Annotated in this window: 26 protein-coding genes; 21 read left to right on the top strand and 5 right to left on the bottom strand. The window is 35.8% G+C overall.

The window, feature by feature from the left end; translation table 11 throughout:
• The first annotated feature begins 109 nt into the window (after positions 1-109).
• The 6 genes from ctaB to ctaG all read left to right on the top strand — a co-directional run bounded on the left by ctaB (position 110) and on the right by ctaG (position 6,022).
• The gene (gene ctaB / locus AABL52_RS07770; protein WP_001015057.1) at positions 110-1,033 is read left to right on the top strand and encodes a protoheme IX farnesyltransferase; all 924 of its coding nucleotides are present in this window, start codon (positions 110-112) and stop codon (positions 1,031-1,033) included.
• Between the two features lie 93 nt (positions 1,034-1,126).
• Positions 1,127-2,176, top strand: a complete 1,050-nt coding sequence (gene coxB / locus AABL52_RS07775) for a cytochrome c oxidase subunit II (protein ID WP_264460872.1) — start codon at positions 1,127-1,129, stop codon at positions 2,174-2,176.
• Between the two features lie 60 nt (positions 2,177-2,236).
• On the top strand, positions 2,237-4,072 hold the full coding sequence (gene ctaD / locus AABL52_RS07780; protein WP_170955056.1) for a cytochrome c oxidase subunit I: 1,836 nt from the start codon (positions 2,237-2,239) through the stop codon (positions 4,070-4,072).
• The gene (gene ctaE / locus AABL52_RS07785) at positions 4,072-4,695 is read left to right on the top strand and encodes a cytochrome c oxidase subunit III (RefSeq protein WP_000557861.1); all 624 of its coding nucleotides are present in this window, start codon (positions 4,072-4,074) and stop codon (positions 4,693-4,695) included. The genes ctaD and ctaE overlap by 1 nt, the downstream gene beginning before the upstream one ends.
• A 3-nt stretch (positions 4,696-4,698) precedes the next feature.
• Positions 4,699-5,031, top strand: coding sequence for a cytochrome c oxidase subunit IVB (ctaF, locus tag AABL52_RS07790; RefSeq protein WP_000985699.1), 333 nt, complete (start codon positions 4,699-4,701; stop codon positions 5,029-5,031).
• 85 nt (positions 5,032-5,116) lie between these two features.
• Positions 5,117-6,022 (top strand): cytochrome c oxidase assembly factor CtaG, encoded by a 906-nt coding sequence (ctaG, locus tag AABL52_RS07795; RefSeq protein WP_097844184.1) that lies wholly within the window; start codon positions 5,117-5,119, stop codon positions 6,020-6,022.
• 36 nt (positions 6,023-6,058) lie between these two features.
• Here the strand turns inward: ctaG and AABL52_RS07800 are convergent, their stop codons facing one another.
• On the bottom strand, positions 6,059-6,424 hold the full coding sequence (locus AABL52_RS07800; protein WP_001160932.1) for a YugN family protein: 366 nt from the start codon (positions 6,422-6,424) through the stop codon (positions 6,059-6,061).
• Between the two features lie 206 nt (positions 6,425-6,630).
• Here AABL52_RS07800 and AABL52_RS07805 point away from each other — a divergent pair, with 206 nt between their 5' ends.
• From AABL52_RS07805 to AABL52_RS07830, 6 genes are all read left to right on the top strand, one after another.
• Positions 6,631-7,665, top strand: a complete 1,035-nt coding sequence (locus tag AABL52_RS07805; RefSeq protein WP_097844186.1) for a CAP domain-containing protein — start codon at positions 6,631-6,633, stop codon at positions 7,663-7,665.
• Between the two features lie 186 nt (positions 7,666-7,851).
• A complete protein-coding gene (locus AABL52_RS07810; RefSeq protein ID WP_341519133.1) occupies positions 7,852-8,289 on the top strand; it encodes a YlbD family protein in 438 nt (145 codons plus the stop codon).
• Between the two features lie 11 nt (positions 8,290-8,300).
• On the top strand, positions 8,301-8,546 hold the full coding sequence (locus tag AABL52_RS07815) for a YlbE-like family protein (protein WP_001200989.1): 246 nt from the start codon (positions 8,301-8,303) through the stop codon (positions 8,544-8,546).
• An 82-nt stretch (positions 8,547-8,628) separates the two neighbouring features.
• Positions 8,629-9,201 (top strand): histidine phosphatase family protein, encoded by a 573-nt coding sequence (locus AABL52_RS07820; protein ID WP_340421434.1) that lies wholly within the window; start codon positions 8,629-8,631, stop codon positions 9,199-9,201.
• Between the two features lie 116 nt (positions 9,202-9,317).
• Complete coding sequence (locus tag AABL52_RS07825) at positions 9,318-9,767, top strand: YlbF family regulator (RefSeq protein WP_097816891.1); 450 nt, start codon at positions 9,318-9,320, stop codon at positions 9,765-9,767.
• Between the two features lie 126 nt (positions 9,768-9,893).
• Positions 9,894-10,160: a YlbG family protein gene (locus tag AABL52_RS07830; protein WP_002080814.1), complete on the top strand. Its 267-nt coding sequence runs from the start codon at positions 9,894-9,896 to the stop codon at positions 10,158-10,160.
• A gap of 54 nt (positions 10,161-10,214) precedes the next feature.
• Here AABL52_RS07830 and AABL52_RS07835 read toward each other — a convergent pair whose 3' ends face one another.
• Positions 10,215-10,604 carry a DUF7147 family protein gene (locus tag AABL52_RS07835; protein WP_000616014.1) on the bottom strand — a complete coding sequence of 130 codons (390 nt, stop codon included), beginning with the start codon at positions 10,602-10,604 and terminating at the stop codon, positions 10,215-10,217.
• Positions 10,605-11,111: 507 nt separating this feature from the next.
• On the opposite strand from AABL52_RS07835, the gene rsmD reads away from it, so the two are divergent.
• Positions 11,112-11,678 carry a 16S rRNA (guanine(966)-N(2))-methyltransferase RsmD gene (gene rsmD, locus AABL52_RS07840; RefSeq protein WP_001266982.1) on the top strand — a complete coding sequence of 189 codons (567 nt, stop codon included), beginning with the start codon at positions 11,112-11,114 and terminating at the stop codon, positions 11,676-11,678.
• Complete coding sequence (coaD, locus tag AABL52_RS07845; RefSeq protein ID WP_000200597.1) at positions 11,675-12,166, top strand: pantetheine-phosphate adenylyltransferase; 492 nt, start codon at positions 11,675-11,677, stop codon at positions 12,164-12,166. The genes rsmD and coaD overlap by 4 nt, the downstream gene beginning before the upstream one ends.
• Here the strand turns inward: coaD and ylbJ are convergent.
• Positions 12,158-13,384, bottom strand: coding sequence for a sporulation integral membrane protein YlbJ (ylbJ, locus tag AABL52_RS07850; protein ID WP_341519134.1), 1,227 nt, complete (start codon positions 13,382-13,384; stop codon positions 12,158-12,160). The genes coaD and ylbJ overlap by 9 nt on opposite strands.
• 114 nt (positions 13,385-13,498) lie before the next feature.
• Between ylbJ and AABL52_RS07855 the strand changes: the two genes are divergently transcribed.
• The gene (locus tag AABL52_RS07855) at positions 13,499-14,290 is read left to right on the top strand and encodes a patatin-like phospholipase family protein (protein ID WP_000662601.1); all 792 of its coding nucleotides are present in this window, start codon (positions 13,499-13,501) and stop codon (positions 14,288-14,290) included.
• The gene (locus AABL52_RS07860; RefSeq protein ID WP_000476313.1) at positions 14,283-15,308 is read left to right on the top strand and encodes a SepM family pheromone-processing serine protease; all 1,026 of its coding nucleotides are present in this window, start codon (positions 14,283-14,285) and stop codon (positions 15,306-15,308) included. The genes AABL52_RS07855 and AABL52_RS07860 overlap by 8 nt, the downstream gene beginning before the upstream one ends.
• A gap of 25 nt (positions 15,309-15,333) precedes the next feature.
• Here the strand turns inward: AABL52_RS07860 and AABL52_RS07865 are convergent, their stop codons facing one another.
• Entirely contained in the window at positions 15,334-16,515 is a 1,182-nt protein-coding gene (locus AABL52_RS07865) for a nucleotidyltransferase (RefSeq protein ID WP_341519135.1), read from the bottom strand.
• Positions 16,516-16,728: 213 nt separating this feature from the next.
• Here AABL52_RS07865 and AABL52_RS07870 point away from each other — a divergent pair, with 213 nt between their 5' ends.
• The 3 genes from AABL52_RS07870 (at position 16,729) to AABL52_RS07880 (ending at position 18,100) form a co-directional block, all read left to right on the top strand.
• Entirely contained in the window at positions 16,729-17,229 is a 501-nt protein-coding gene (locus tag AABL52_RS07870; protein ID WP_000872150.1) for a YceD family protein, read from the top strand.
• 61 nt (positions 17,230-17,290) lie between these two features.
• Positions 17,291-17,464, top strand: a complete 174-nt coding sequence (gene rpmF / locus AABL52_RS07875; RefSeq protein ID WP_001984764.1) for a 50S ribosomal protein L32 — start codon at positions 17,291-17,293, stop codon at positions 17,462-17,464.
• 129 nt (positions 17,465-17,593) lie between these two features.
• Positions 17,594-18,100, top strand: a complete 507-nt coding sequence (locus tag AABL52_RS07880; RefSeq protein ID WP_000246462.1) for an RsfA family transcriptional regulator — start codon at positions 17,594-17,596, stop codon at positions 18,098-18,100.
• Positions 18,101-18,134: 34 nt separating this feature from the next.
• Here AABL52_RS07880 and AABL52_RS07885 read toward each other — a convergent pair whose 3' ends face one another.
• Complete coding sequence (locus tag AABL52_RS07885; RefSeq protein WP_000506704.1) at positions 18,135-18,608, bottom strand: N-acetyltransferase; 474 nt, start codon at positions 18,606-18,608, stop codon at positions 18,135-18,137.
• A gap of 381 nt (positions 18,609-18,989) precedes the next feature.
• Between AABL52_RS07885 and panE the strand changes: the two genes are divergently transcribed.
• Positions 18,990-19,874: a 2-dehydropantoate 2-reductase gene (panE, locus tag AABL52_RS07890; protein WP_341519702.1), complete on the top strand. Its 885-nt coding sequence runs from the start codon at positions 18,990-18,992 to the stop codon at positions 19,872-19,874.
• A 79-nt stretch (positions 19,875-19,953) separates the two neighbouring features.
• Complete coding sequence (bshC, locus tag AABL52_RS07895) at positions 19,954-21,570, top strand: bacillithiol biosynthesis cysteine-adding enzyme BshC (RefSeq protein ID WP_341519136.1); 1,617 nt, start codon at positions 19,954-19,956, stop codon at positions 21,568-21,570.
• Positions 21,571-21,598 lie beyond the last annotated feature (28 nt).

Genomic DNA, 21,598 nt, shown 5'->3' on the forward strand with positions numbered 1-21,598 from the left:
ATGGGTTAACAATGTTTCTACTGTAATAATATTGCTATATAGAAGCGAAATATTTCATTTGAAATAGGCGCAAAAAGAAAGATGAAAGTTTTAAGAGGGGGTTAAAGTGATGAACCATGCAACAAGTGAGCTGCATGATGAGTCTGCTGTTACAAGTGTACCGGAAACAACTCGGTTACAAGATTTAAAAGCACTCGTTAAAATGGGGATTGTAAACTCAAATACACTTACTGTATTTACAGGATTTTGGTTGGCATTACACTTTAATGGATTAAGTGTGATGGACAATCTGGATAAGTTATTTTTTACAATCGTTGGTTCTGGATTAGTTATGGCAGGGGTATGTTGTTTAAACAACTATATTGATCGAGACATCGATCCATTAATGGAAAGAACAAAGACCCGTCCAACGGTTACTGGAAAGTATAAACCAGGATTTGCACTTACATTTGGATTAGTTATATTACTTCTTGGGTTTGTATTTTTATTATTAACAACACCAATGGCAGTGTTAATGGGGTTTATTGGTGCTTTCACATATGTTGTTCTATATAGTTTGTGGACAAAGAGAAAGTATACACTAAATACTGTTGTAGGTAGTATCTCTGGTGCAGTTCCACCTTTAATTGGATGGGCAGCAATCGATCCATCTTTAGGCCATCCAATTGCTTGGATGCTATTTTTGATTATGTTTATTTGGCAAATCCCACATTTCCTTGCATTAGCAATGAAACGTGTTGATGAATATCGAAATGCAGGAATCCCAATGCTTCCTGTAGTTCATGGATTTGAAATTACGAAACGCCAAATTATGATTTGGACAGTATGTTTATTGCCACTACCATTTTATATGAGTGGACTAGGGATAACATTTATGGTAATTGCAACTTTGCTTAACATCGGATGGATCATTTTAGGATTTTATGGCTTCCGTAAGCAAGATGACATCAAATGGTCCGTACAAATGTTTGTTTATTCCCTAAATTATTTAACAATCTTATTTGTATCAATGATTGTAGTTACATTCTTCTAAGACAACGACATAATTGGATTTCTTTACGTTGAGATTTACTTTACTTAACTATAAAGTACAATCTAATTCACAAGGAAAGTGGGGGTTGTTTGTATGAAGAAACAGTGGCGACTGCTTTCGTTCGTTTCACTGCTGGCTTTACTGTTAGGGGGATGCGGTAAAGCCTTTCAATCTACTTTAATTCCGCAAGGAGAAGTAGCAAAAATGCAATATGATTTGCTCTTACTAGCAACTGCGATTATGGTAGGAGTAGTACTAGTTGTTACTATTATTTTCTTATATGTAATTGTGCGTTTCCGACAAAAGAAGGGTCAGGAAGATTATATTCCGGAGCAAGTTGAAGGGAATCACAAACTAGAAATTATATGGACAGTTATTCCGATTATTCTTTTGTTAATCTTAGCTGTTCCGACGGTTACATATACATTCAAACTTGCTGATGTAAGTGCGATGGAGAAAAAGAATATTGATAAAGATACTATCGTTGTTGATGTAACAGCGAATCTTTATTGGTGGGAATTTTCTTACAAATCAGAAAAGATAGTAACTTCTCAAGATTTAGTCATCCCCACAGGTAAGAAAGTGTATTTGAATTTGAAGGGTGCCGATATTAAACATTCATTTTGGGTTCCATCTTTAGCTGGGAAAATGGATACAAATACAGATAATGTGAACAAAATGTGGTTAAAGGCAGACAAATCGGGCACTTATAATGGTTTTTGTACAGAATTTTGCGGCCCATCACATTCTTTAATGCAATTCAAAGTGAAAGCTTTAGATGAAAGCGAGTACAAAAAGTGGCTTGCTGATATGAAGAAGATTGATGGGAAGAAAGAAGTAGTTTCAACAAAGGCGCAAGAGGGCCAAGAAATATTTAATAAAAGCTGTATTGGTTGTCACGCAGTTGGATCTAATGATAGTAGACCACCTTCCGCTCGTATCGCACCAAACTTAGCAAACTTTGCGGATCGCGATATGGTTGCCGGTATTGCCGAAAACAATGAAGAAAACTTAAAAAAATGGCTGAAAGATCCTGAAAATATGAAACCAGGAAATAAAATGACTGGTAAATATGGCAACTTAACGGATGATCAAATTGATGCATTAAATGCATACTTACAAACGTTAAAAGTTGAAAAGTAAAGAGGGATTATTCGCGAAGGGGAGGTTGAAAACGTGAGTTCTGTAGCAAAAAAACAGGGGATGGGTGCTGTCATATGGGATTATTTAACGACAGTAGACCATAAAAAGATTGCCATTCTCTATTTAATTGCAGGTGGATTGTTTTTTGTAATAGGCGGAATAGAAGCTCTATTTATTCGCCTTCAATTAGCGATTCCTAACAACGCTTTTCTTGTTGGGGATGCTTATAATCAAGTATTAACGATGCACGGTACAACAATGATTTTCCTCGCAGCTATGCCACTCGTGTTTGCATTTATGAACGCCGCTGTACCACTTCAAATTGGTGCACGCGATGTAGCGTTCCCGTTTTTGAATTCACTCGGATTTTGGTTGTTTTTCTTTGGTGGAGTATTTTTAAATTTAAGTTGGTTTTTAGGTGGAGCACCTGATGCAGGATGGACATCTTATGCATCTTTAGCTTTAGCCTCTAAAGGCCATGGTGTTGATTTTTATGTACTCGGCTTGCAAATCTCCGGTATTGGTACATTAATTGGAGGTATTAACTTCCTTGTAACCATTATTAATATGCGTGCGCCAGGAATGACGTATATGCGTATGCCGATGTTTACATGGACGACATTTGTAACATCTTCGCTAATATTATTCGCCTTTCCGCCGTTAACTGTAGGATTAGGACTTTTAATGTTAGATCGTTTATTTGGAACAAGTTTCTTTAATCCAGCGTTGGGTGGGAATACAATTATATGGGAGCATTTATTCTGGATTTTCGGTCATCCAGAAGTATACATTCTTATACTCCCAGCTTTCGGAATATTCTCAGAAATCTTCGCGACATTTTCGAAAAAGCGATTATTTGGTTATTCATCGATGGTGTTTGCGACAGTATTAATTGGATTCTTAGGATTTATGGTATGGGCGCATCATATGTTTACTGTTGGGCTTGGTCCAGTTGCAAATGCTATTTTCTCAGTTGCAACAATGGCGATTGCGGTTCCGACCGGTATTAAAATATTCAACTGGCTCTTTACAATGTGGGGCGGAAGTATTCGTTTTACGACACCGATGATGTGGGCAGTAGCTTTCATTCCATCATTCGTAATGGGTGGAGTTACAGGTGTTATGTTAGCATCTGCACCAGCTGATTATCAATTTCATGATAACTATTTCGTAGTAGCACACTTTCATTATGTAATCGTTGGCGGTGTTGTATTTGGTTTACTTGCAGGGGCTCATTATTATTGGCCACTAATGTTTAATAAAGTACTGAATGAAACGTTAGGGAAGATAACGTTTTGGCTATTCTTTATCGGTTTCCATTTAACGTTCTTTATTCAGCATTTCCTAGGATTAATTGGTATGCCGCGTCGTTACTACACATATCTTGAAGGGCAAGGATTGGAAATGGGGAATATGATTAGTTCTATTGGAGCGGTATTTATGGCTCTTGGAACGATTGTTCTTCTATTTAATGTAATTAAAACAACAGTATCAAAAGAAAAGGCTGGTCGTGATCCATGGGATGCACGTACGTTAGAATGGACAATGCCAGCACCTACACCGGAATATAACTTTAAACAATTGCCATTTGTTCGCGGATTAGATCCGTTTTGGATTGAAAAACGTGAAGGGAATAAAGAGATGACAGCTGCGGAACCGGTTGGTGATATTCATATGCCAAATCCATCATTTTCACCATTTATCATTTCGTTAGGGTTGTTTATAGCGGCATTTGGTGCAATGTATATGCAGGGTGGAAAAGATAAGTTTTGGTTATTAGTAGCAATTATTGGTTTAATCATTACATTTGGCACAATGTTCCTACGTTCAGTAATCGATGATCATGGATATCATATTCATAAGGAAGATTTAGAAGATAAGGGGGGCAAGGCATAATGCATGTAGATGAAAAATTAACGAATGAAACATTTCCAGCAGAGCCTGAAAAAGCAACCCTTGAGGGAAAAAATAAGTTTGTCGGTTTTTGGTTATTTCTTGGAGGCGAAACAGTATTGTTCGCTTCCTTGTTTGGCACATATTTAGCGTTGAAGAATTCTACAAATGGTGGACCGACATCTCAAGAGATGTTTCAAATGCCACTCGTTTTCATTATGACGATGCTTTTATTAACGAGTAGCTTAACGAGCGTATATGCGATGTATCATATGAAAAACTTTAACTTTAAAAAAATGCAACTTTGGCTACTAGTCACAGTGTTGCTAGGTTTAGGATTTTTAGGGTTTGAAATATATGAGTTTTATCATTATACGCATGAATTTAAGCATACTATGAGAAGTAGTGCGTTTGGTTCCGCGTTTTATGCTCTTGTTGGTACGCATGGACTCCACGTATTGTTTGGATTGTGTTGGATTTTAACATTAATCTTTAGAAATGCGAAGAGAGGGCTAAATTTATACAATGCACCGAAGTTTTATGTTGCATCGATTTATTGGCACTTTATTGACGTAGTTTGGGTGTTTATTTTCACTGTAGTATATTTAATGGGAATGGTGGGATAAACAATGGCGATAAAGCAAACGAATAATCCTAAAGTTGATCTTGTTTATCGGAAGAGAAAAAGTGCGGAGGAAATGAAGCATCAAGTTATTACGTTTGCATTAATGATTTTTTTAACATTAGTTGCATTTGCAGCAGTAGCATATCCGAAAACTTTTAGTCCGACTTTCTCAGTACCATTTATTTTACTATTAGCAGTGGTACAAGTAATTTTTCAATTGTATTATTTTATGCATATGAGTCATAAAGGCCATGAAGCGGCAAGTTTCTTTCTTTATTCTGGTCTGTTAATCGGGTTAATTACAATTTTAGCTTTTATGACAATTGTGTGGATTTGAAAAGTGAAAAATAAGGGAGCTTGTGTTGTCACAGCTCCCTCTTCATATTATGTGAAAGGGTAACCTTAAGAAGGTGGGTGTGACAATGAGTAACTTGTGGATATTTGGTTTTCAAGCTCTATGGAGTCCAATCTTTTTATTATTTATGCTTTCGATTCTTATTGGGTACTTTTTAATTATTGGGCCATATAGAACGCGATTTGAAAATGCGACGAAGGTAAGTAAGAAGCAAATTTTTTATTTTACGACTGGGATTGTTCTTTTGTACTTTGTAAAGGGAGGGCCTATTGATTTAATTGGTCATATTATATTTAGTGCACATATGTTTGAAATGGCAGTCATGTATATTGCAGTTCCGCCGTTATTGTTGCTTGGTATACCGGTTTGGTTATATCGTTATATTACTTCTTTTAAGTTCGTTCAAATTATATTAAAGATATTTGCTAAGCCGCTTATTGCATTGTTTGTATTTAATGGCCTGTTTTCTTTTTATCATTTACCAGTTGTTTTTGATACAGTAAAACAAAATCAAATTGCTCATCCTATTTGTCTCGCTATATTGTTCTTTACGGCAATCATGATGTGGTGGCCGATGCTAAATCCATTACCAGAATATCAAACATTAAGTGATATAAAGAAACTTGGTTATATGTTTGCTAACGGTATATTATTAACGCCAGCTTGCGCGTTAATCATTTTTGCGACTGCACCGTTATTCGCAACGTATACGGATACGGCTGCTTGGATGAAGGCGATGGAACTTTGTGTACCAGCGGGAACTTTATCAGATTTAAATATAACAGGACCAGAATTTTTACACTGGATGCCAGTCGTACAAGACCAACAAACAGGCGGCATCATTATGAAAATTGTCCAGGAAATAGTGTATGGCACAATTATCGGCTATGTATTTTTTCGATGGGCGCGTCGAGAGCGTGAAAAGGATAAAGAGCAGTTGCAACAATTGCCGCCGTATTTACAAACGAAATAAAAGTGAGTGCATCCTATTGATGCACTCACTTTTATTTTATTCAATGATTTGGAATTCTTTTAACTCTTTTTCGACATTTTGTAGGAGTTGTTCGCTTTTTTGAAGTACATTCGTTGGGAACGTTTCACCATCACCATACTCAACGCCGTGAGGATAATAATGTTTACCTAATAAGGGAGGAAGTAGTTTTATTTCAGCATGTCTACTACCAATGTCACCTTCAACAGCTAAACCTTGTACGCGTAAATAATAAACATCGTTTAATATTTCGAATTTATAATCGTATGTAACTCGTTCATAATCCCACTGTCCAGCAAGTACAAAATGATTTTTTTCCATAATCTCTGTTAATAGTGCTAAATCAACGACTGCACCATTAAATTTCGTATTTGTAAATTGCATATAATACCTCCTCTTTTAATGTTATATCATTATTTTTATAATAGTATGAATAATAAGAAAGTGCAATTCATATTGAGAGAAAAGGGATAATACAGACTTTTTTTACGAAAATATGATATAGTGAAAAGAGTACGGTACACACAAAAAAGGAAAGAAAAGGATTTGTGTATATCTCAATTTTATGTTTTGTGCAGGAGGTATATCGAGTGAAGAAATTATTGCGTATCGTAATGATTACATTTTTAATTTTAGCTATTGATTTATACGGGAAATTACTCGTTTCACAATATATATTAACCCCATCTCAATCAAAGCAAGAAAATAAAATTGTGAAAAAGAAAAAACAAGTAAATGAAGACTCTTCCGATACTGTTTTAAATATGATTGGTGGGGACTCTGAAAATTTATTAGCAAAATGGGGCGAGCCATCTCGAATAGAGCCATCTGCTTACGGATATGAATGGTGGGTATACAATCAAGATTTAACTCAGTATGTGCAATTTGGAGTTGCGGAACGAAAAGTTGTAACGGCGTATGTTGCTGGAGAGCAAGTTAAGGTGCCGCCTTATTATATAAATGAAAAATATGAAGAAGTGTATAAAAAGAATCCACTCTCGCATGAGATTTCGTTAAAAAGAGGGAAAAATAGTTATCAATTTGAGCTATCTGACACGGAAGTGATGGAACAACCATTAATACCTGTAGAAGATGGCTGGGCACAATTATATTTTGATCATTTTACACATGAGCTTGTTGGTGTTCGTTATATGGATGATGAAACATTATTACGTCAAAGACCGTATCAGCTTGTTTATTCAGGTGAATTATTAGCTGAACAATCATTGACTCCAGAAAAAATGAAACAAATAGAGAATGGGAATATGCAACAAATTTTTGATTTAACAAATATTATCCGAAGTCGTCATGAGTTGCCGTTGTTAACATGGGATCAACAAACGGCAGATGTGGCTATTGGTCATAGTAAAGACATGAAGGATAATAATTACTTTTCACACGATTCACCTACACTAGGTACGTTAGGAGATCGTTTACAGCGCGGGAAAGTAGGATTTCAACTTGCTGGTGAGAACATAGCGGCGCAACATAGTGATGGAATTGCGGCGGTGCAAGGTTGGTTAAATAGTGAAGGGCATAGAAAGAATGTATTAAATGAACAATTTACAGGATTAGGTGTTGGGGTATACGATAAGTTTTATACACAAAACTTTATTCGGAAATAAAGTGAAATTTTAAGTTGTGTAGGGGACACCTCACGTTTAAGTACTTCGTATTCACTGAATTGTAGGTCGGAATCTTACCGTATGCAAATAGCAGGATAAAAAGGTGCATGAATCGTCTAAAAATAGGCGAACCATGCGCCTTTTTTTTCTTATTATATAGTAGATATACATGAAGAGGTGAGGATTATGCCGACAACAAAAGGACCGTTACATCCATCGGTTCAACAGTTTAAAGAGTTTGTAAACCATCACCCTAAAATGGTTCATAAAGTTAGAAGTGGTCATAAAACTTGGCAACAGTTTTATGAAGAATGGTACTTACTTGGTGAGGAAGATCCGATATGGGAAACTTTTAGAGCTGATGGAGCGCCTGCTTATACTTCGGTAAAAGAAAATAAAAAAGAAAAAGATAATCGAACTGAAGAGGAAAAAACTGCTGATGTGATGGGACAAATGCTTTCTTTCTTTAAAAAGCTAGATGTGGAACAAATGCAACACCATTTAGCCAATGTGACGAGTGCTATTGGAAGTGTGCAACAAGTTTTTCAACAATTTCAAGGGAAGCCCGCGCGGCAAGAAGAGAGTACTTCCGAAAATAATCCATTTTTCTTTCAGAAGGATTAGGGGGAAAGCGGATGAGAGCAGAAATTATGGAGTTTATAAAGGCTGATGAGGATTTATCTCGTTATATTAGGGAGCAACCGTACTGGTATAGAAAACTAACGCGAAACCCTGAAGAAAAAGAGGCGTTTGAGTTAGCAGCTCTGCAACATTTCAAAAAAACGATACCGGATAAAGTTGAGAAATTTCAAAATCAATTGGCAGTTGCTTCCATTATGATTGATATGTTTCAGTATATGAAGCAGCAAAATACAACATAATTGGAAGGGAAAACTATGTCCGTCATGCAGAACTTTTGATACAATAGAAGCGGATTATTTAAAAAGGAGTTGCAGCATGAGCATGACGGAAATTTGTTTAGTACGACATGGACAAACTGATTGGAATTTTCAAGAGATTATTCAGGGACGTGAAGATATTCCACTTAATGAAGTAGGGAAGAAGCAAGCAAATCAAAGTGCAGCTGCTTTGCAAGCAGGAGCATGGGATATTATTATAAGTAGCCCATTAATTAGAGCACACGAAACAGCTAAGGAAATTGCAGTTGCTACTGGATTACAATCGATTTTATTAGATGAGCGATTTGTTGAACGTAATTTTGGTGAAGCTTCTGGGAAACCCGTTGCGACTGTTAGGGAGTTAATTGCAGAAGGTAAAGTAGTTGGTATGGAGCAAGATGAAGAGATTGTAGCTCGTTGTTTTGCTGCTGTAAAAGATGTTGCAGAAACTCATTCTGGCAAACGTATTATCATTGTAGCTCATTCACATGCGATAAAAGCAATTTTACATGCAATTGCACCGGAAGATATTTCATTTAAGACCCCATTAAAAAATGCATGTATTAGTTATGTGAAAGAAAATAGTGGGAAATGGGATGTTTTGAAATATAATATTGCGGAACATATTAATGTATAAGTATGATCTGGAATTATATAGAAAATAGTTTGAGTGATATCTTTCTGTTTAGTGAGACACTTCAATTAGTAGTTCTATTCTAAATGTGGTATGATGAATACTCGGAGGTGTCTCTCATGATTGTAGCGACGCTAGAAAGCGTATTGATATTAGATAAGGCAGAGCAGCTTGCAAAAGCGATCATCTGTTCAGATATAGCAGAAGATTATCGTAAGTGTTATAAAGAATTGCATGAAGATATGGAAGTTCAGACGTTAATTCAGCAATTTACAGCGATGAAAGAACGATATGAAGAAGTGCAACGTTTCGGTAAATACCATCCTGATTATACTTTCGTTTCGACGAAAATGAGGGAGTTAAAGCGTTCTATAGACTTACATGATAAGATTGCAGCTTTTAAACGAGTAGAAACAGCTTTGCAAAAGTTGTTAGATGAAGTTAGTGTCGCAATCGGTTCGGAGGTGTCTTCTTCCATCAAAGTTCCAACAGGAAATCCATTTTTTGATGCTGGTGGCTGTGGCGGAGGTTGTGGTACCGGCGGAGGTTGTGGCTGTAAAACGGGGTAAATCACCCCGTTTTTTAGAAGATAGAAGAAAACGTATACAGAGTTTGTCCTGTAATGTCATAAATTTCTGATTGGTTTTCATAAAATATAAAATATATGTTTTTAAAAGGAGAAGATGGAGAAGATTATGTTCGGGCAACGACAAAGTATGATTGTTTATTTACATTCATTGAAACATGCCAAGATTTTAAGGAAATATGGTAACATACATTACATATCAAAACGCTTAAAATACGCAGTAGTATATTGTGATATGGAACAAATTGAGCATATGATGCAAAAGTTGAACAAACTTCCTTTTGTGAAAAAGATAGAACAGTCGTACCGCCCGTATTTAAAAACGGAATTTGAAAATTCACGTCCTGATCGGGCAAAAGAATACGATTATAGCTAATAAAAAAATCCCTTGCTAATTTTAGCGGGGGATTTTTTTATTTGAAATAAAGTATTATTTCATTGGAGGAATGAAATTATTCATTCGTAAAATACCAATTAGATGATTGAAGAACAGTTCTTTTTCTGGGAAAGTTGTGGATGGCTTTACCGTAAAGGTAGTCACTTTTTTTCCTAGTTGTTCTGCGGTTTCTTCAAATAAAATGACGCGTTTGCTTTTTTTATTTTCAAGTACAGGAATGCCTTCACGACATATGTATAATGGTTGGAAATCACCAGTAGTAGTCGGTTTTAATATTACAACAAGTGAGCACACTTTTTTTTCGTTTTTAATCGTTTCAAATTGTAACATATGTGTTATACGTTCTTGATTTGATTTGGCAATTTCAAGTAATTCATATAAATCAGAGTAGCCTTCTCCGAGTTCTATAAAGCGTTGAATCATATTTTTTCCTCCTCTTTCTTTTACTTACTGTACCATCTCACTTTTTAAATGAAAAGTAGACAAAGAAAAAAAACCCTGCAAAGCAGGGCCCTTCTTATACTAGCTTGTACTAGTAAGAAGGCAAAGGGAGAGGAGAAACCGGAGGAAGAACTTATGGGGAAACGTAAGTCTTCTCCGCGGTTGGCAACAACATCGAAGGTGATGTTGTTATAATTATTTATGTCCAATCTAAATGAAGATATACATCATGAAATTAAATTTTATGTTTGGCTTTTTATTTTTCTTTTTTTTATTTTATGATAGGATAAAAAAGGTAAAGTGAAATGAATAGTTCGTGTTAGCGAATAGTGAGATGAATACATAAAAATGCTGAGCGGTTATTTTAAGCTAAGTCCTTCTAGTGTTCGTTGAAAGATGAATGGAATCGTATAGTTTGGTAGCGGTTACTGAATGGAGAAGGGTTTTCTATAATTGCTCGATAGATTGAAATAAAGGTAGTGACAACAGATGAGAGTAGTTTCAGGAAAATGTAAAGGGCATCCACTTAAAGCGGTGCCAGGTAATACAACACGTCCAACGACAGATAAAGTAAAAGAATCAATTTTTAATATGATAGGTCCTTATTTTGATGGCGGTACCGCTCTTGATTTATTTGGCGGTAGTGGTGGTCTTGGAATCGAGGCTATAAGTAGAGGGATTGATAAAGCGATATTTGTTGATCGAGATAATAAAGCGATAAAGGTAATCCATCAAAATTTAGAAAGTTGTCGAATCCAGGAACAAGCTGAAGTATATCGAAATGATGCAGAACGTGCGGTAAAGGCTCTTATAAAACGTGAAATATCATTCGACCTTATATTAATTGACCCTCCATATAAAGATCAAAAAATTGTATCTTTAATTAGTGTGATGGATCAACATGGATTGTTACATCGAGATGGATTAATTATGTCAGAGCATGGTAATGATGTGGTTTTACCTGAGTCTATAGGGAGACTTGTAAAAGTAAGAGCTGAAAATTATGGGATTACAGCAATATCGATTTATAAGTATGAAGGTGAGGGGACGGAATGACTAGTATAGCTATTTCTTCGGGAAGTTTTGATCCAATTACCCTTGGGCATCTGGATATTATAAAAAGGGGAGCAAAAGTATTTGATGAGGTATACGTAGTAGTTTTAAACAACTCGTCAAAAAAACCGTTCTTTTCAGTTGAAGAGCGCTTAGATTTAATTCGAGAAGCAACAAAGGATATCCCGAATGTAAAAGTAGATTCACATAGTGGACTATTAGTGGAGTATGCGAAAATGCGTAATGCAAACGCGATTTTACGTGGGTTACGAGCAGTTTCTGATTTTGAATATGAGATGCAAATTACTTCTATGAATCGAAAATTAGATGAAAATATTGAAACCTTTTTTATTATGACAAACAATCAATATTCATTTTTAAGCTCGAGCATTGTGAAAGAAGTTGCGAGATATGGGGGAAGCGTAGTAGATCTTGTACCTCCTATTGTAGAACGTGCTTTAAAAGAAAAGTTTCAAACCCCGTTAAAGTGAACGGGGTTTTTCTTTGTTGCTACGAAAAAATAATAAGATAACATATACATATAAACAAAATAATGTAAATATCGGCCCATAGTGTACAAAAGATGTCCAAATTTCATGCAGTATAGAAGAATGATTCGATAAAAATACGGGGATATCTTTTTGCATAGGTGAAAAAGAGGTTACTTTTTCATAAAATGGTTTCCAAAATATAAAAGTAAAAATAGGAGCAAGAATACTTTGAATAATTCGTGCGAAAAAATAGGGCTTAAATCGGATGTCTGTTTCAGCTAATATGCTAGCAACTTGTGCCTGAATAGAAAGGCCGCTAAACGCTAAAATAAAGCTTGTTACCATAGCTTGTTGCAGGAGGGGTGTTTCATTTATTTGACTAATCATTTGGCTACCGAGTGTCATTTCAAAAATGCCTGATAAGATTGGAATACTAAATTCTGTAGTTAGTTGGAAGAATGATAAAATATGTTGCATAATAAAAGAAAGTGCCGCTGTAATATGAAATACAGTAATCATTTTATTTAAAACAGAGAATATAATAATAAATCCACCAATCATAAGTAACGTTTGAATAGAAGAAACGATAGCGTCCCCAAGTAATTTTCCTAGTGGTCTTTTTTCTTGCATGCGTGTCTCGTGTAGGATTGAAAAAGGATTTTGAAAAGGACGTTTTTTAGTAGTTTGTTTATCATTCGTGGAGATGTTGTTGCCGTAAAAACGCATCAATAACCCGACGGCAAAGTTACTTAAATAATGTGCAGCAGCTAATACGATTCCTAATTTCGGATTATTGAAAAAACCGATAGAAACAGCTCCAAAAATAAAAAGTGGATTAGATGAGTTTGTAAAAGATACGAGGCGCTCTGCTTCGATTTGTGTTAGCTGATTACTTTTACGCAGTCTAGCGCTTAATTTGGCGCCAGCAGGGAATCCTGAAGCCATTCCCATTGCCCAAACAAATCCGCCTATCCCTGGAACGCGAAAAAGTGGTCGCATGAGTGGTTCTAATATAACACCTATAAATTTTACAACACCAATACTAATTAGAAGTTCCGCAATGATGAAAAACGGTAAAAGTGAAGGGAATACAACTTCCCACCATATATTTAACCCTCGAATGGAAGCTTGCAAAGCAGCTTGGGGGTGGAGTACAAGAGAAAAGGTTAAAAACAGTGTTGATATGGTAAGGAAAGCCGTTTTCCATTTTTCATACATGTAAGTAAATCCCCCTTTGTCCCAAAAAACGTTCATTTCAGTATACGTGGATACGTGGTGAATTTAGACCATAAGTATGAAAAAAGGAATGAAAAAAAATAAAGGGTGAGAAAAATGAAAGAACCGAAAATTGGTTTAGCTCTTGGATCTGGGGGCGCAAAAGGATTTGCTCATATTGGTGTTATAAAAGTTTTAAGAGAAAATGGTATACCGATTCATATGATTGCGGGAAGTAGTATGGGGGCTTTAGTAGGTACATTTTATGCAGCTAGCTCAAACATTGAAAGGCTGTATAAACTGGCAAATGTTTTTAAACGGAAATATTATTTAGATTTTACTGTTCCGAAAATGGGATTTATTGCTGGAAAACGTGTCAAAGATATGATTAAAATGTTTACATATAATAAAAATTTAGAAGAGTTAGATATCCCGACGGCTGTTGTGGCTACTGACATCTTGAAGGGGGAAAAAGTAGTTTTTACAAGTGGTCCTGTTGCAGAGGCGGTGAGAGCTAGCATATCTGTACCTGGAGTGTTTGTACCAGAAAAAATAGATGGACGATTATTGGTGGATGGCGGAGTGATTGATCGCATTCCAGTATCGGTTGTGAAAGAGTTAGGTGCTGATATTGTTATTGCTGTTGATGTATCCCCGATTAAAGTGAATGGAGAGGTTACGTCTATTTATGATGTAATTATGCAGAGTATTGAAATTATGCAACATGAGCTTGTGATGAATCGACAAATTGCATCGGATTTAATGATGCGACCAGCTGTAGAGCAATTTAGTTCACGTGCTTTTACAAATATTGAAGACATTATTCGAGTTGGAGAAGTAGAAGCGGAAAAACATGTTGCAAATATTTTTTTATTAATTGAGCAGTGGAAGGAGAAACATAATGTTTAAGCGTTTTCGGTTTATATATGCAATTTTAATAGGGGTTATATTGGCGATGTTACTTGTTTACGTACGTTTACCGTATTATGTAACAAAACCAGGAATGGCGGCCAAATTAGAGCCTTACGTTCAAGTTGAGGGTGGAACGAAAGAATCTGGTGATTTTATGCTTGTTACGGTTTCAATGGGACCAGCAAATGTGGTGAATTTAATAGCGGCACAGTTTAATAAATATACACATATTTCGAAAGCGGAAGAAATATTGCAAAAAGGTGAAAGTGATGAAGAATATCAATTTCGTCAAAATTATGCGATGAAAGATTCGCAAAATGCAGCAATCTATAATGCTTATAAACGTGCAAATCGTACTGTTTCTTTTGAAAATAAAGGTGTATTGGTTGCTGGTGTAGCGAAAGGGATGCCGTCAGAAGGCAAGCTTAAACTTGGAGATGTCATCGTAGCTGTCGATGGAAAAACATTTGAAAAGACGGAGCAATTTATTGAATATATGACAGGAAAAAAAGAAGGGGATGCAGTAAATATTGAGTATAAGAGGAATGGAAAACAGTTAAAAGAAAATTTAAATGTAAAGACCATTCCGAATGGAAATGGGCGTGTTGGTATAGGAGTTTCTATCGTTACGGAAAGAGAATTAGTGGTAGATCCGAAAGTGAAAATTGATTCTCATGAAATAGGCGGACCATCGGCAGGCCTAATGTTTACATTAGAAATATATAATCAACTTGTGGAAGATGATTTGACAAGAGGGCATGAAATAGCTGGAACAGGGACGATTAATGAAAAGGGAGAAATTGGCCCGATTGGTGGTATTCAGCAAAAAGTGGTCGCTGCAAGTGATGCTGGTGCGGAAGTGTTCTTTGCGCCAAATGAAAAAGGTGCGGAGAAATCGAATTATAAAGATGCACTTGAGGCTGCGAAAGATATTAAAACAAAAATGAAAGTTGTACCAGTTGATACGCTGGATGATGCATTATTGTACTTGGAAAAAATGGGAAATAAAAAATGAACCTCTCTGAAAAAGAGAGGTTTTTTTATAGGAATTTTGCAGTTGATTCATCATAACGAATTGGATGGTGTGTTGCATCTTGTTTTAGTAGTTGTGTTCGTAATGGTTCTTGCATGATGGAGAAATATACAGAATTGGCTTTTCGCTCTATGTGTAAAGTAGGATGGTCAAATGTCTTTGTATGGGTAAGGATGGGAAGTTCTATTTTTTTCTTGTTTTTTGAAAGGTAAGTTTGTCCTTTTTGTGACATGCCTAGTAGACGAATGTACGGTGCATGCTGCTCTATATTTGAGCTATGTATTTCTTCTTTTGTTGTATTTGTTAAAATGTGTGTACAAGCTCTTTGTAATCTAGTCCACGTATAACGCTTCGTTTTTAATGTTTCCATGAATGAATGGAAGGAGGAACTGGTTTGTATTTTTGATAAAATACGATGCTCTAAACCTTCTTCTATTTCATATATATGTCTTAAGTCTTCTGGAGACATCGTCATGAGTTTGTATTTGAAAAATGAAAAGTATTGTTCCCAATTATGTAAAATCCCGTAGTTTTGTTTGTAACTTGCTAAAAGAGAAGCAGTCGCTTTTGGGATAAAAGGTTCAATTTCTGCAAAAGAACTATTTTCGCTAAAAAGTTGTTTACGAATACTAGTTGCGCTTGCAATATGTTGGTCGCTAAATGTTTCATCATGATAATGAGATGCGAATCTTTTTATCGTTTGTGCTTGCATAGAACTATTTTGTAAGAAAATTGATTTCATGTATTGGAATCCTAATATGTTATTCGGTTGTGACATGTCTATGTTTTTTTCGGATGGTAAAATGTGTAGGAAGGCTTCAGATGTAGCTTTTGCGTAACTGTTACCTGCATTCATAAATTGCTTTACAAGACGATTAAAAGTATCTTCTTCATTTTTTTGCACAGAGATGGTGTTATGAAAATTTTCAATCTGTCCATCCTCACTACCGAAACAAATTTCAGAAACACGCAGGGCGTTTAAAATAGAAATAGCACCATTTGCAAAGGTTTCAGCCTTTTGTGTTGAAAAGGCGTATGGAAGCTCTACAACAAGGTCTACACCGCATGATAAGGCCATTTTGGTACGATACCATTTGGATATGAGTGCTGGCTCACCACGCTGTAAAAAAGGGCCACTCATAACAGCGATTGTAATATCAGCGTGTGTTAACTTTTTTGTTTGTTGCACATGATAATCATGACCGTTATGAAAAGGGTTATATTCAACAACAATACCACTGGCTTTTATGGTAATCTCTCCTTTCGATGTAGCATCTTTTTGAAAAACGTGATACTCTATATATTATTTACTATGATGACTTCATTATAGTGTAAAGAAAAAACATTGACAAATATAAAATGGCTAGCTATAATTTTGTTTGTTGCCTTGAGGTGATATGATATGAAATGGTCCATCCATCAATTGAATAAATTGAGAAATAAAGGATTGACATTGGATGAGATGGTAGATGTAAGTGAGCTACAAGAGGTCGAGAAAGATATTCGTGAAATTAATCCTGCTCATGTAACAGGAAGAGTTGATTTTGGCTCCGGTAAGTTTACGTTCCATCTACATATAACTGGAAGCATGGTTTTACCATGTTCTCGCTCTTTAGTAGATGTGACATTACCATTTGACATTAAAACAACTGAGGTGTTCCAAACTTCACAAGAAGAATTTGAAACTGAAGCTGAAATTCATTGTTTAGAAGGAGAAGTACTTGACTTACTGCCCGTAATCAAGGAAAATATACTTTTGGAGATTCCAATGCAAATTTTCAGTGATGATGTTTCTGGTGGAGCACCGATGCAAGGTCAAGACTGGCAAGTGATTTCGGAAGAAAACAAAGAAAAGACTGTTGATCCACGATTAGCAGGACTTGCGAAGTTTTTTGACAAATAATCGGAAGACTGGTTTAGGCCTTCATATGAAAATAACTATTTCTTTTAAGGAGGTGGGAAGAATGGCTGTACCTTTTAGAAGAACTTCTAAAACAGTAAAAAGAAAGCGTCGTACGCATTTCAAATTATCAGTACCTGGTATGGTAGAGTGCCCAAGCTGTGGTGAAGCGAAATTAGCTCACCGTGTATGTAAAGCATGCGGTACTTACAAAGGTAAAGAAGTAATCAGCAAGTAATTGCGGGAAATAAACGTAGAAGATATCTTCTACGTTTATTTTTTTTTGTCTTATTCTTTATTTGTTGTATTCTATCTTTTCTAGTAACTGCATATGCTTAATAAAAAATGCATAGGGAGGACTAGAGAGATGGCGACAACAAGACAAGATGCTTGGACTGATGATGAAGATTTGCTTCTGGCAGAAGTAGTACTCCGGCATATTCAAGAAGGTGGAACGCAATTATCTGCCTTTAAAGAAGTGGGAAGACATTTATCTCGTACACCAGCAGCATGTGGCTTTAGATGGAATTCTTACGTTAGAAAGCAATACAAAGAACGTATTGAAGAAGCGAAGCAACTACGTAAAGTAGAAAATTATGAAGTGAAAGAGACGAAGGTATTAGAGCCTACGTCAATTACATTGAATGATGTTATTCATTTCTTGCAAAATTATAAAGATGAAAACTCCTTAATGGTGTTGCAACAGCAAATTGAATCGTTACAAACAGAGAGAGAGAGTCTTTTGGAGCGATTATCAGTATATGAGGAAGAATATAGAACATTGCTTGATTATATCGACCAAAAAAGAAGTGTAATGGTAGCAGAAAGAAATAGTGCTCGTTCGAATGGGAAATTAGAAAAGTTAAAGAAATAAAAAAACAGCTGCTATGTAGCTGTTTTTTTATTTCTTATGCAGATTCTTCATTTGTAACCGTATTCAAATTTGTTTCTGGGTTCCAAACATAAAAATCACCATCAGGTACTGATACAGGCTGGAAATTTAATTTATCCCAAAAACCAGCTGAATGGATACGTGCGATTGTTTTAATTGGGAACTGTAGCCCCTTCGCATAATTTACAAGCATTTCTCCGAATCCTTGTTTTTGGAAAGTTGGTAACACTTCAAGTTTATAGAGTTCTAGGTAAGTACCTGTAATTTCGAATGGTTCCCCGCCGTTCCTTTTCATATATAGACTCATACGTGCAATTAGTGATCCGCCATAATAAATACCATAAAATGGAGATTCACTATCGTTTTCAATAATATTTGCCTGTAATTCTTCTAACATGGATAGTTCTTGAGCTCCGCAACCTTTAAATTTTTTAAATTCGTCTAATGTTTTATAATTGATGAGCAAGCGCTCAACTTTTGGGAATCCCATAACATCACATCCTTTTCATGTCTCGTTGAATGCAGAAAAGTAAAAATATTTATAATAATATTATAACTCATTTTTTTATTTTTATGAAGATGATAGTATATTTCTTTTATTATTTTTTTGAGGATTTGCTAAACTAAGAGTAGAAGCATATTAATAGGTAGTATATACATATTGAAAGAAGAGGTTGCATTTGTTTGTCAAAGAGCAATGAAATTGTAAATGGCATTCATGTAATTGAGGAAGATAAAGTGAAACTGTAATCGGTGGGATTTGTTCACCTGTAGTTAATTATGATTCCGCAGCAATCAGGTTTTTGCGGGATGAAAAGGGGGAGGGAAAAGGGACTTATGTATCGTGTTCATATGAGTTCCTTGTGTGAAAATGAAAATCGGAATTGTAGGACCGGGAGCTATCGGTCTATTGTATGCATTTTATTTACAAAAAAGTAGGCAAGATGTTACGTTGTTTACAAGGACAGCTAAACAGGCTGAGGAATTGAATGTAACGGGTGTAACTTGTATGAGGGATGGAAAAAGTGAAACGGTATTCCCGCTTGTTTTACCAATAGAAAGTATGCTAGATCAGAAGCTAGACTATATATTTATTGCTGTTAAGCAATATCATATAACTGACATACTGCCTTTTGTGCGAGGGGAATCCTCATTAATCTTTTTGCAAAACGGAATGTCACACCTCCATACTATGCAGAAAATAGGGAATGAAAATATTGCAGTTGGGATTGTAGAGCATGGTGCGAAAAAAGAAGAAAGACATACCGTTTATCATACGGGGATAGGTGTAACAAAGTTTGGGGTCGTGCACGGCCAGTCTATACATTTTGAAAAAATATTAAATTGCTTTCCTTTTCCTCATTTTCCGATTCAAATAGAAGATGATTGGAAGGATGTTATGCACAAAAAATTAGTAGTTAATGTATGTATCAATCCATTGACAGCATTATTACAAGTTCAGAACGGAGAGTTGATTACGAACCCGTTTTTTTATCAGATGATGGAACAAGTATTTCAGGAAGTTGTTTTTCTCGTTAAAGAAGAAAAAGAAATGGTATGGGAAATGGTAAGCCGCGTATGTGAAAGGACGTCTCATAATACATCATCTATGCTGGCAGATGTGAGGGCGAGTAGACAAACGGAAATTGGTGCGATTGTTGGATATGTATTAGAAGAAGCTAAGAAACAGCAACAATCTGTTCCGACACTTCAATTTTTGTTCGATGCAATAAAAGGATTGGAAGTAAAAGTATAAGTGTAATTCTTTGCTTTTACGTGAAACATTGACTACAATGTGGATTGGTGAGAGAACAGGATACGAAAGGAAGAATTATATGGAGATAAAAGAAATCTCTGTTCCGCAACAAGGTGTTGTAGCGGACTATATGAACGGTAAAAAAGAGATACAGTCGTGTTTTGATTATATGTTAACAGAAGATGCTTTTAAACAGCGTGTACAAGATTTGCGTGAGAGGGAGTTTTTCCGCCAAGATTTAGTAGCGCATTTATTAGAATATAATACAAAATTACAAGCGGGCGAAGCTACGATTCAAAATGTAAAAGCGCTTGGAGATGAAAATACATATGTTGTTATAGCTGGACAACAAGCTGGGTTATTAACTGGGCCACTTTATACAATTCATAAAATCATTTCAGTTTTACAGCTTGCGAGGGAAAAGGAAGAAAGTTTAGGTGTTAAAGTTGTTCCTGTTTTCTGGATTGCTGGTGAAGACCATGATATGGATGAAATTAATCATACTTTTGTAACGAAGAATAAAAAAATAAAAAAGACTATTTTTCATGATCGTAATCCGAAAAGGGCGAGTGCTTCAGAGTCTGAGCTTTCTTTGGAAGACTGTAGAAAGTGGGTTGAAGAAATTTTCAAAACATACCCTGAAACGAATTTTACAAAGGATGTACTACAATTTATTGATGATTCTTTGGGGAAATCGAATACGTATGTAGATTTCTTTGGCCATCTTATTATGAAAATGTTCGTGAATTCTGGTTTAATTCTTGTTGATTCGCATCATCCTGAATTAAGAAAATTAGAAGTGCCGTTTTTCAAGCAAATTATAGGTAAGTATAAAGAAGTGCAAGAGGGGCTTCATAATCAACAGGAAGTAATTAAAGAATTAGGGTATAAACCGATTATTGAAACAAAGTATAATGCAGTACATATATTCATGGAAATTGATAACGAGCGAGTATTACTTGAAGATGATCAAGGAAAGTTTGTTGGGAAGGATGGCGCGTATTCCTTTTCGTATGAGGAATTGATGGAAGAGATGGAGAGAAGCCCGGAACGCTTTAGTAATAATGTTGTAACGCGCCCTCTTATGCAAGAGTATGTATTTCCTACACTGGCGTTTATTGGAGGACCAGGGGAATTAGCTTACTGGAGTGAATTGCAACAAGTCTTCCATACTATCGGTTTCCGAATGCCGCCTGTCGTTCCGCGTATTACAATCACTTATATAGAGAGGGATATAGCGACAGATTTACGCGATTTACAATTGCAAGAGAGTGACCCGTTTTTAAATAACGTAGATACGCTGCGTGAAAACTGGTTATCTAATCAAGTAGAGGAACCGATAGATGATCGATTTGTAGAGGCGAAAAAAGAAATAATTGATATTCATACGTCATTACAACAATTTGTGAAGAAAATAGATCCAGGATTAAGTGCGTTTGCAGGGAAAAATGAATTCAAAATTAATGAACAAATTGAACTGTTGGAAAGAATGTTGAAAAGAAATGTTGAGAAAAAACATGAAGTACAGCTAAATAAATTCCGTCGCATACAATTTGCGCTTCGTCCATTAGGGGCGCCGCAAGAGCGTGTGTGGAATGTTTGTTACTATTTAAATCAGTTCGGTTTGGATTTCGTTGATCGTGTAATGGAAAACCCGTTTTCTTGGGACGGAAAACATCATGTTATAAAACTATAGAATCTTGCTCTTAGGAGCAGGATTTTAT

It is taken from the genome of Bacillus paramobilis, assembly GCF_038096195.1.
Classification (GTDB): Bacteria; Bacillota; Bacilli; order Bacillales; family Bacillaceae_G; genus Bacillus_A; species Bacillus_A mobilis.

Coding starts and splice junctions, on each gene's coding strand:
- ctaB (WP_001015057.1), top strand. CDS start 110: ATGAACCATGCAACAAGTGAGCTGCATGATGAGTCTGCTGTTACAAGT.
- coxB (WP_264460872.1), top strand. CDS start 1,127: ATGAAGAAACAGTGGCGACTGCTTTCGTTCGTTTCACTGCTGGCTTTA.
- ctaD (WP_170955056.1), top strand. CDS start 2,237: ATGGGTGCTGTCATATGGGATTATTTAACGACAGTAGACCATAAAAAG.
- ctaE (WP_000557861.1), top strand. CDS start 4,072: ATGCATGTAGATGAAAAATTAACGAATGAAACATTTCCAGCAGAGCCT.
- ctaF (WP_000985699.1), top strand. CDS start 4,699: ATGGCGATAAAGCAAACGAATAATCCTAAAGTTGATCTTGTTTATCGG.
- ctaG (WP_097844184.1), top strand. CDS start 5,117: ATGAGTAACTTGTGGATATTTGGTTTTCAAGCTCTATGGAGTCCAATC.
- AABL52_RS07800 (WP_001160932.1), bottom strand. CDS start 6,424: ATGCAATTTACAAATACGAAATTTAATGGTGCAGTCGTTGATTTAGCA.
- AABL52_RS07810 (WP_341519133.1), top strand. CDS start 7,852: ATGCCGACAACAAAAGGACCGTTACATCCATCGGTTCAACAGTTTAAA.
- AABL52_RS07815 (WP_001200989.1), top strand. CDS start 8,301: ATGAGAGCAGAAATTATGGAGTTTATAAAGGCTGATGAGGATTTATCT.
- AABL52_RS07820 (WP_340421434.1), top strand. CDS start 8,629: ATGACGGAAATTTGTTTAGTACGACATGGACAAACTGATTGGAATTTT.
- AABL52_RS07825 (WP_097816891.1), top strand. CDS start 9,318: ATGATTGTAGCGACGCTAGAAAGCGTATTGATATTAGATAAGGCAGAG.
- AABL52_RS07830 (WP_002080814.1), top strand. CDS start 9,894: ATGTTCGGGCAACGACAAAGTATGATTGTTTATTTACATTCATTGAAA.
- AABL52_RS07835 (WP_000616014.1), bottom strand. CDS start 10,604: ATGATTCAACGCTTTATAGAACTCGGAGAAGGCTACTCTGATTTATAT.
- rsmD (WP_001266982.1), top strand. CDS start 11,112: ATGAGAGTAGTTTCAGGAAAATGTAAAGGGCATCCACTTAAAGCGGTG.
- coaD (WP_000200597.1), top strand. CDS start 11,675: ATGACTAGTATAGCTATTTCTTCGGGAAGTTTTGATCCAATTACCCTT.
- ylbJ (WP_341519134.1), bottom strand. CDS start 13,384: ATGTATGAAAAATGGAAAACGGCTTTCCTTACCATATCAACACTGTTT.
- AABL52_RS07855 (WP_000662601.1), top strand. CDS start 13,499: ATGAAAGAACCGAAAATTGGTTTAGCTCTTGGATCTGGGGGCGCAAAA.
- AABL52_RS07860 (WP_000476313.1), top strand. CDS start 14,283: ATGTTTAAGCGTTTTCGGTTTATATATGCAATTTTAATAGGGGTTATA.
- AABL52_RS07870 (WP_000872150.1), top strand. CDS start 16,729: ATGAAATGGTCCATCCATCAATTGAATAAATTGAGAAATAAAGGATTG.
- rpmF (WP_001984764.1), top strand. CDS start 17,291: ATGGCTGTACCTTTTAGAAGAACTTCTAAAACAGTAAAAAGAAAGCGT.
- AABL52_RS07880 (WP_000246462.1), top strand. CDS start 17,594: ATGGCGACAACAAGACAAGATGCTTGGACTGATGATGAAGATTTGCTT.
- AABL52_RS07885 (WP_000506704.1), bottom strand. CDS start 18,608: ATGGGATTCCCAAAAGTTGAGCGCTTGCTCATCAATTATAAAACATTA.
- panE (WP_341519702.1), top strand. CDS start 18,990: ATGAAAATCGGAATTGTAGGACCGGGAGCTATCGGTCTATTGTATGCA.
- bshC (WP_341519136.1), top strand. CDS start 19,954: ATGGAGATAAAAGAAATCTCTGTTCCGCAACAAGGTGTTGTAGCGGAC.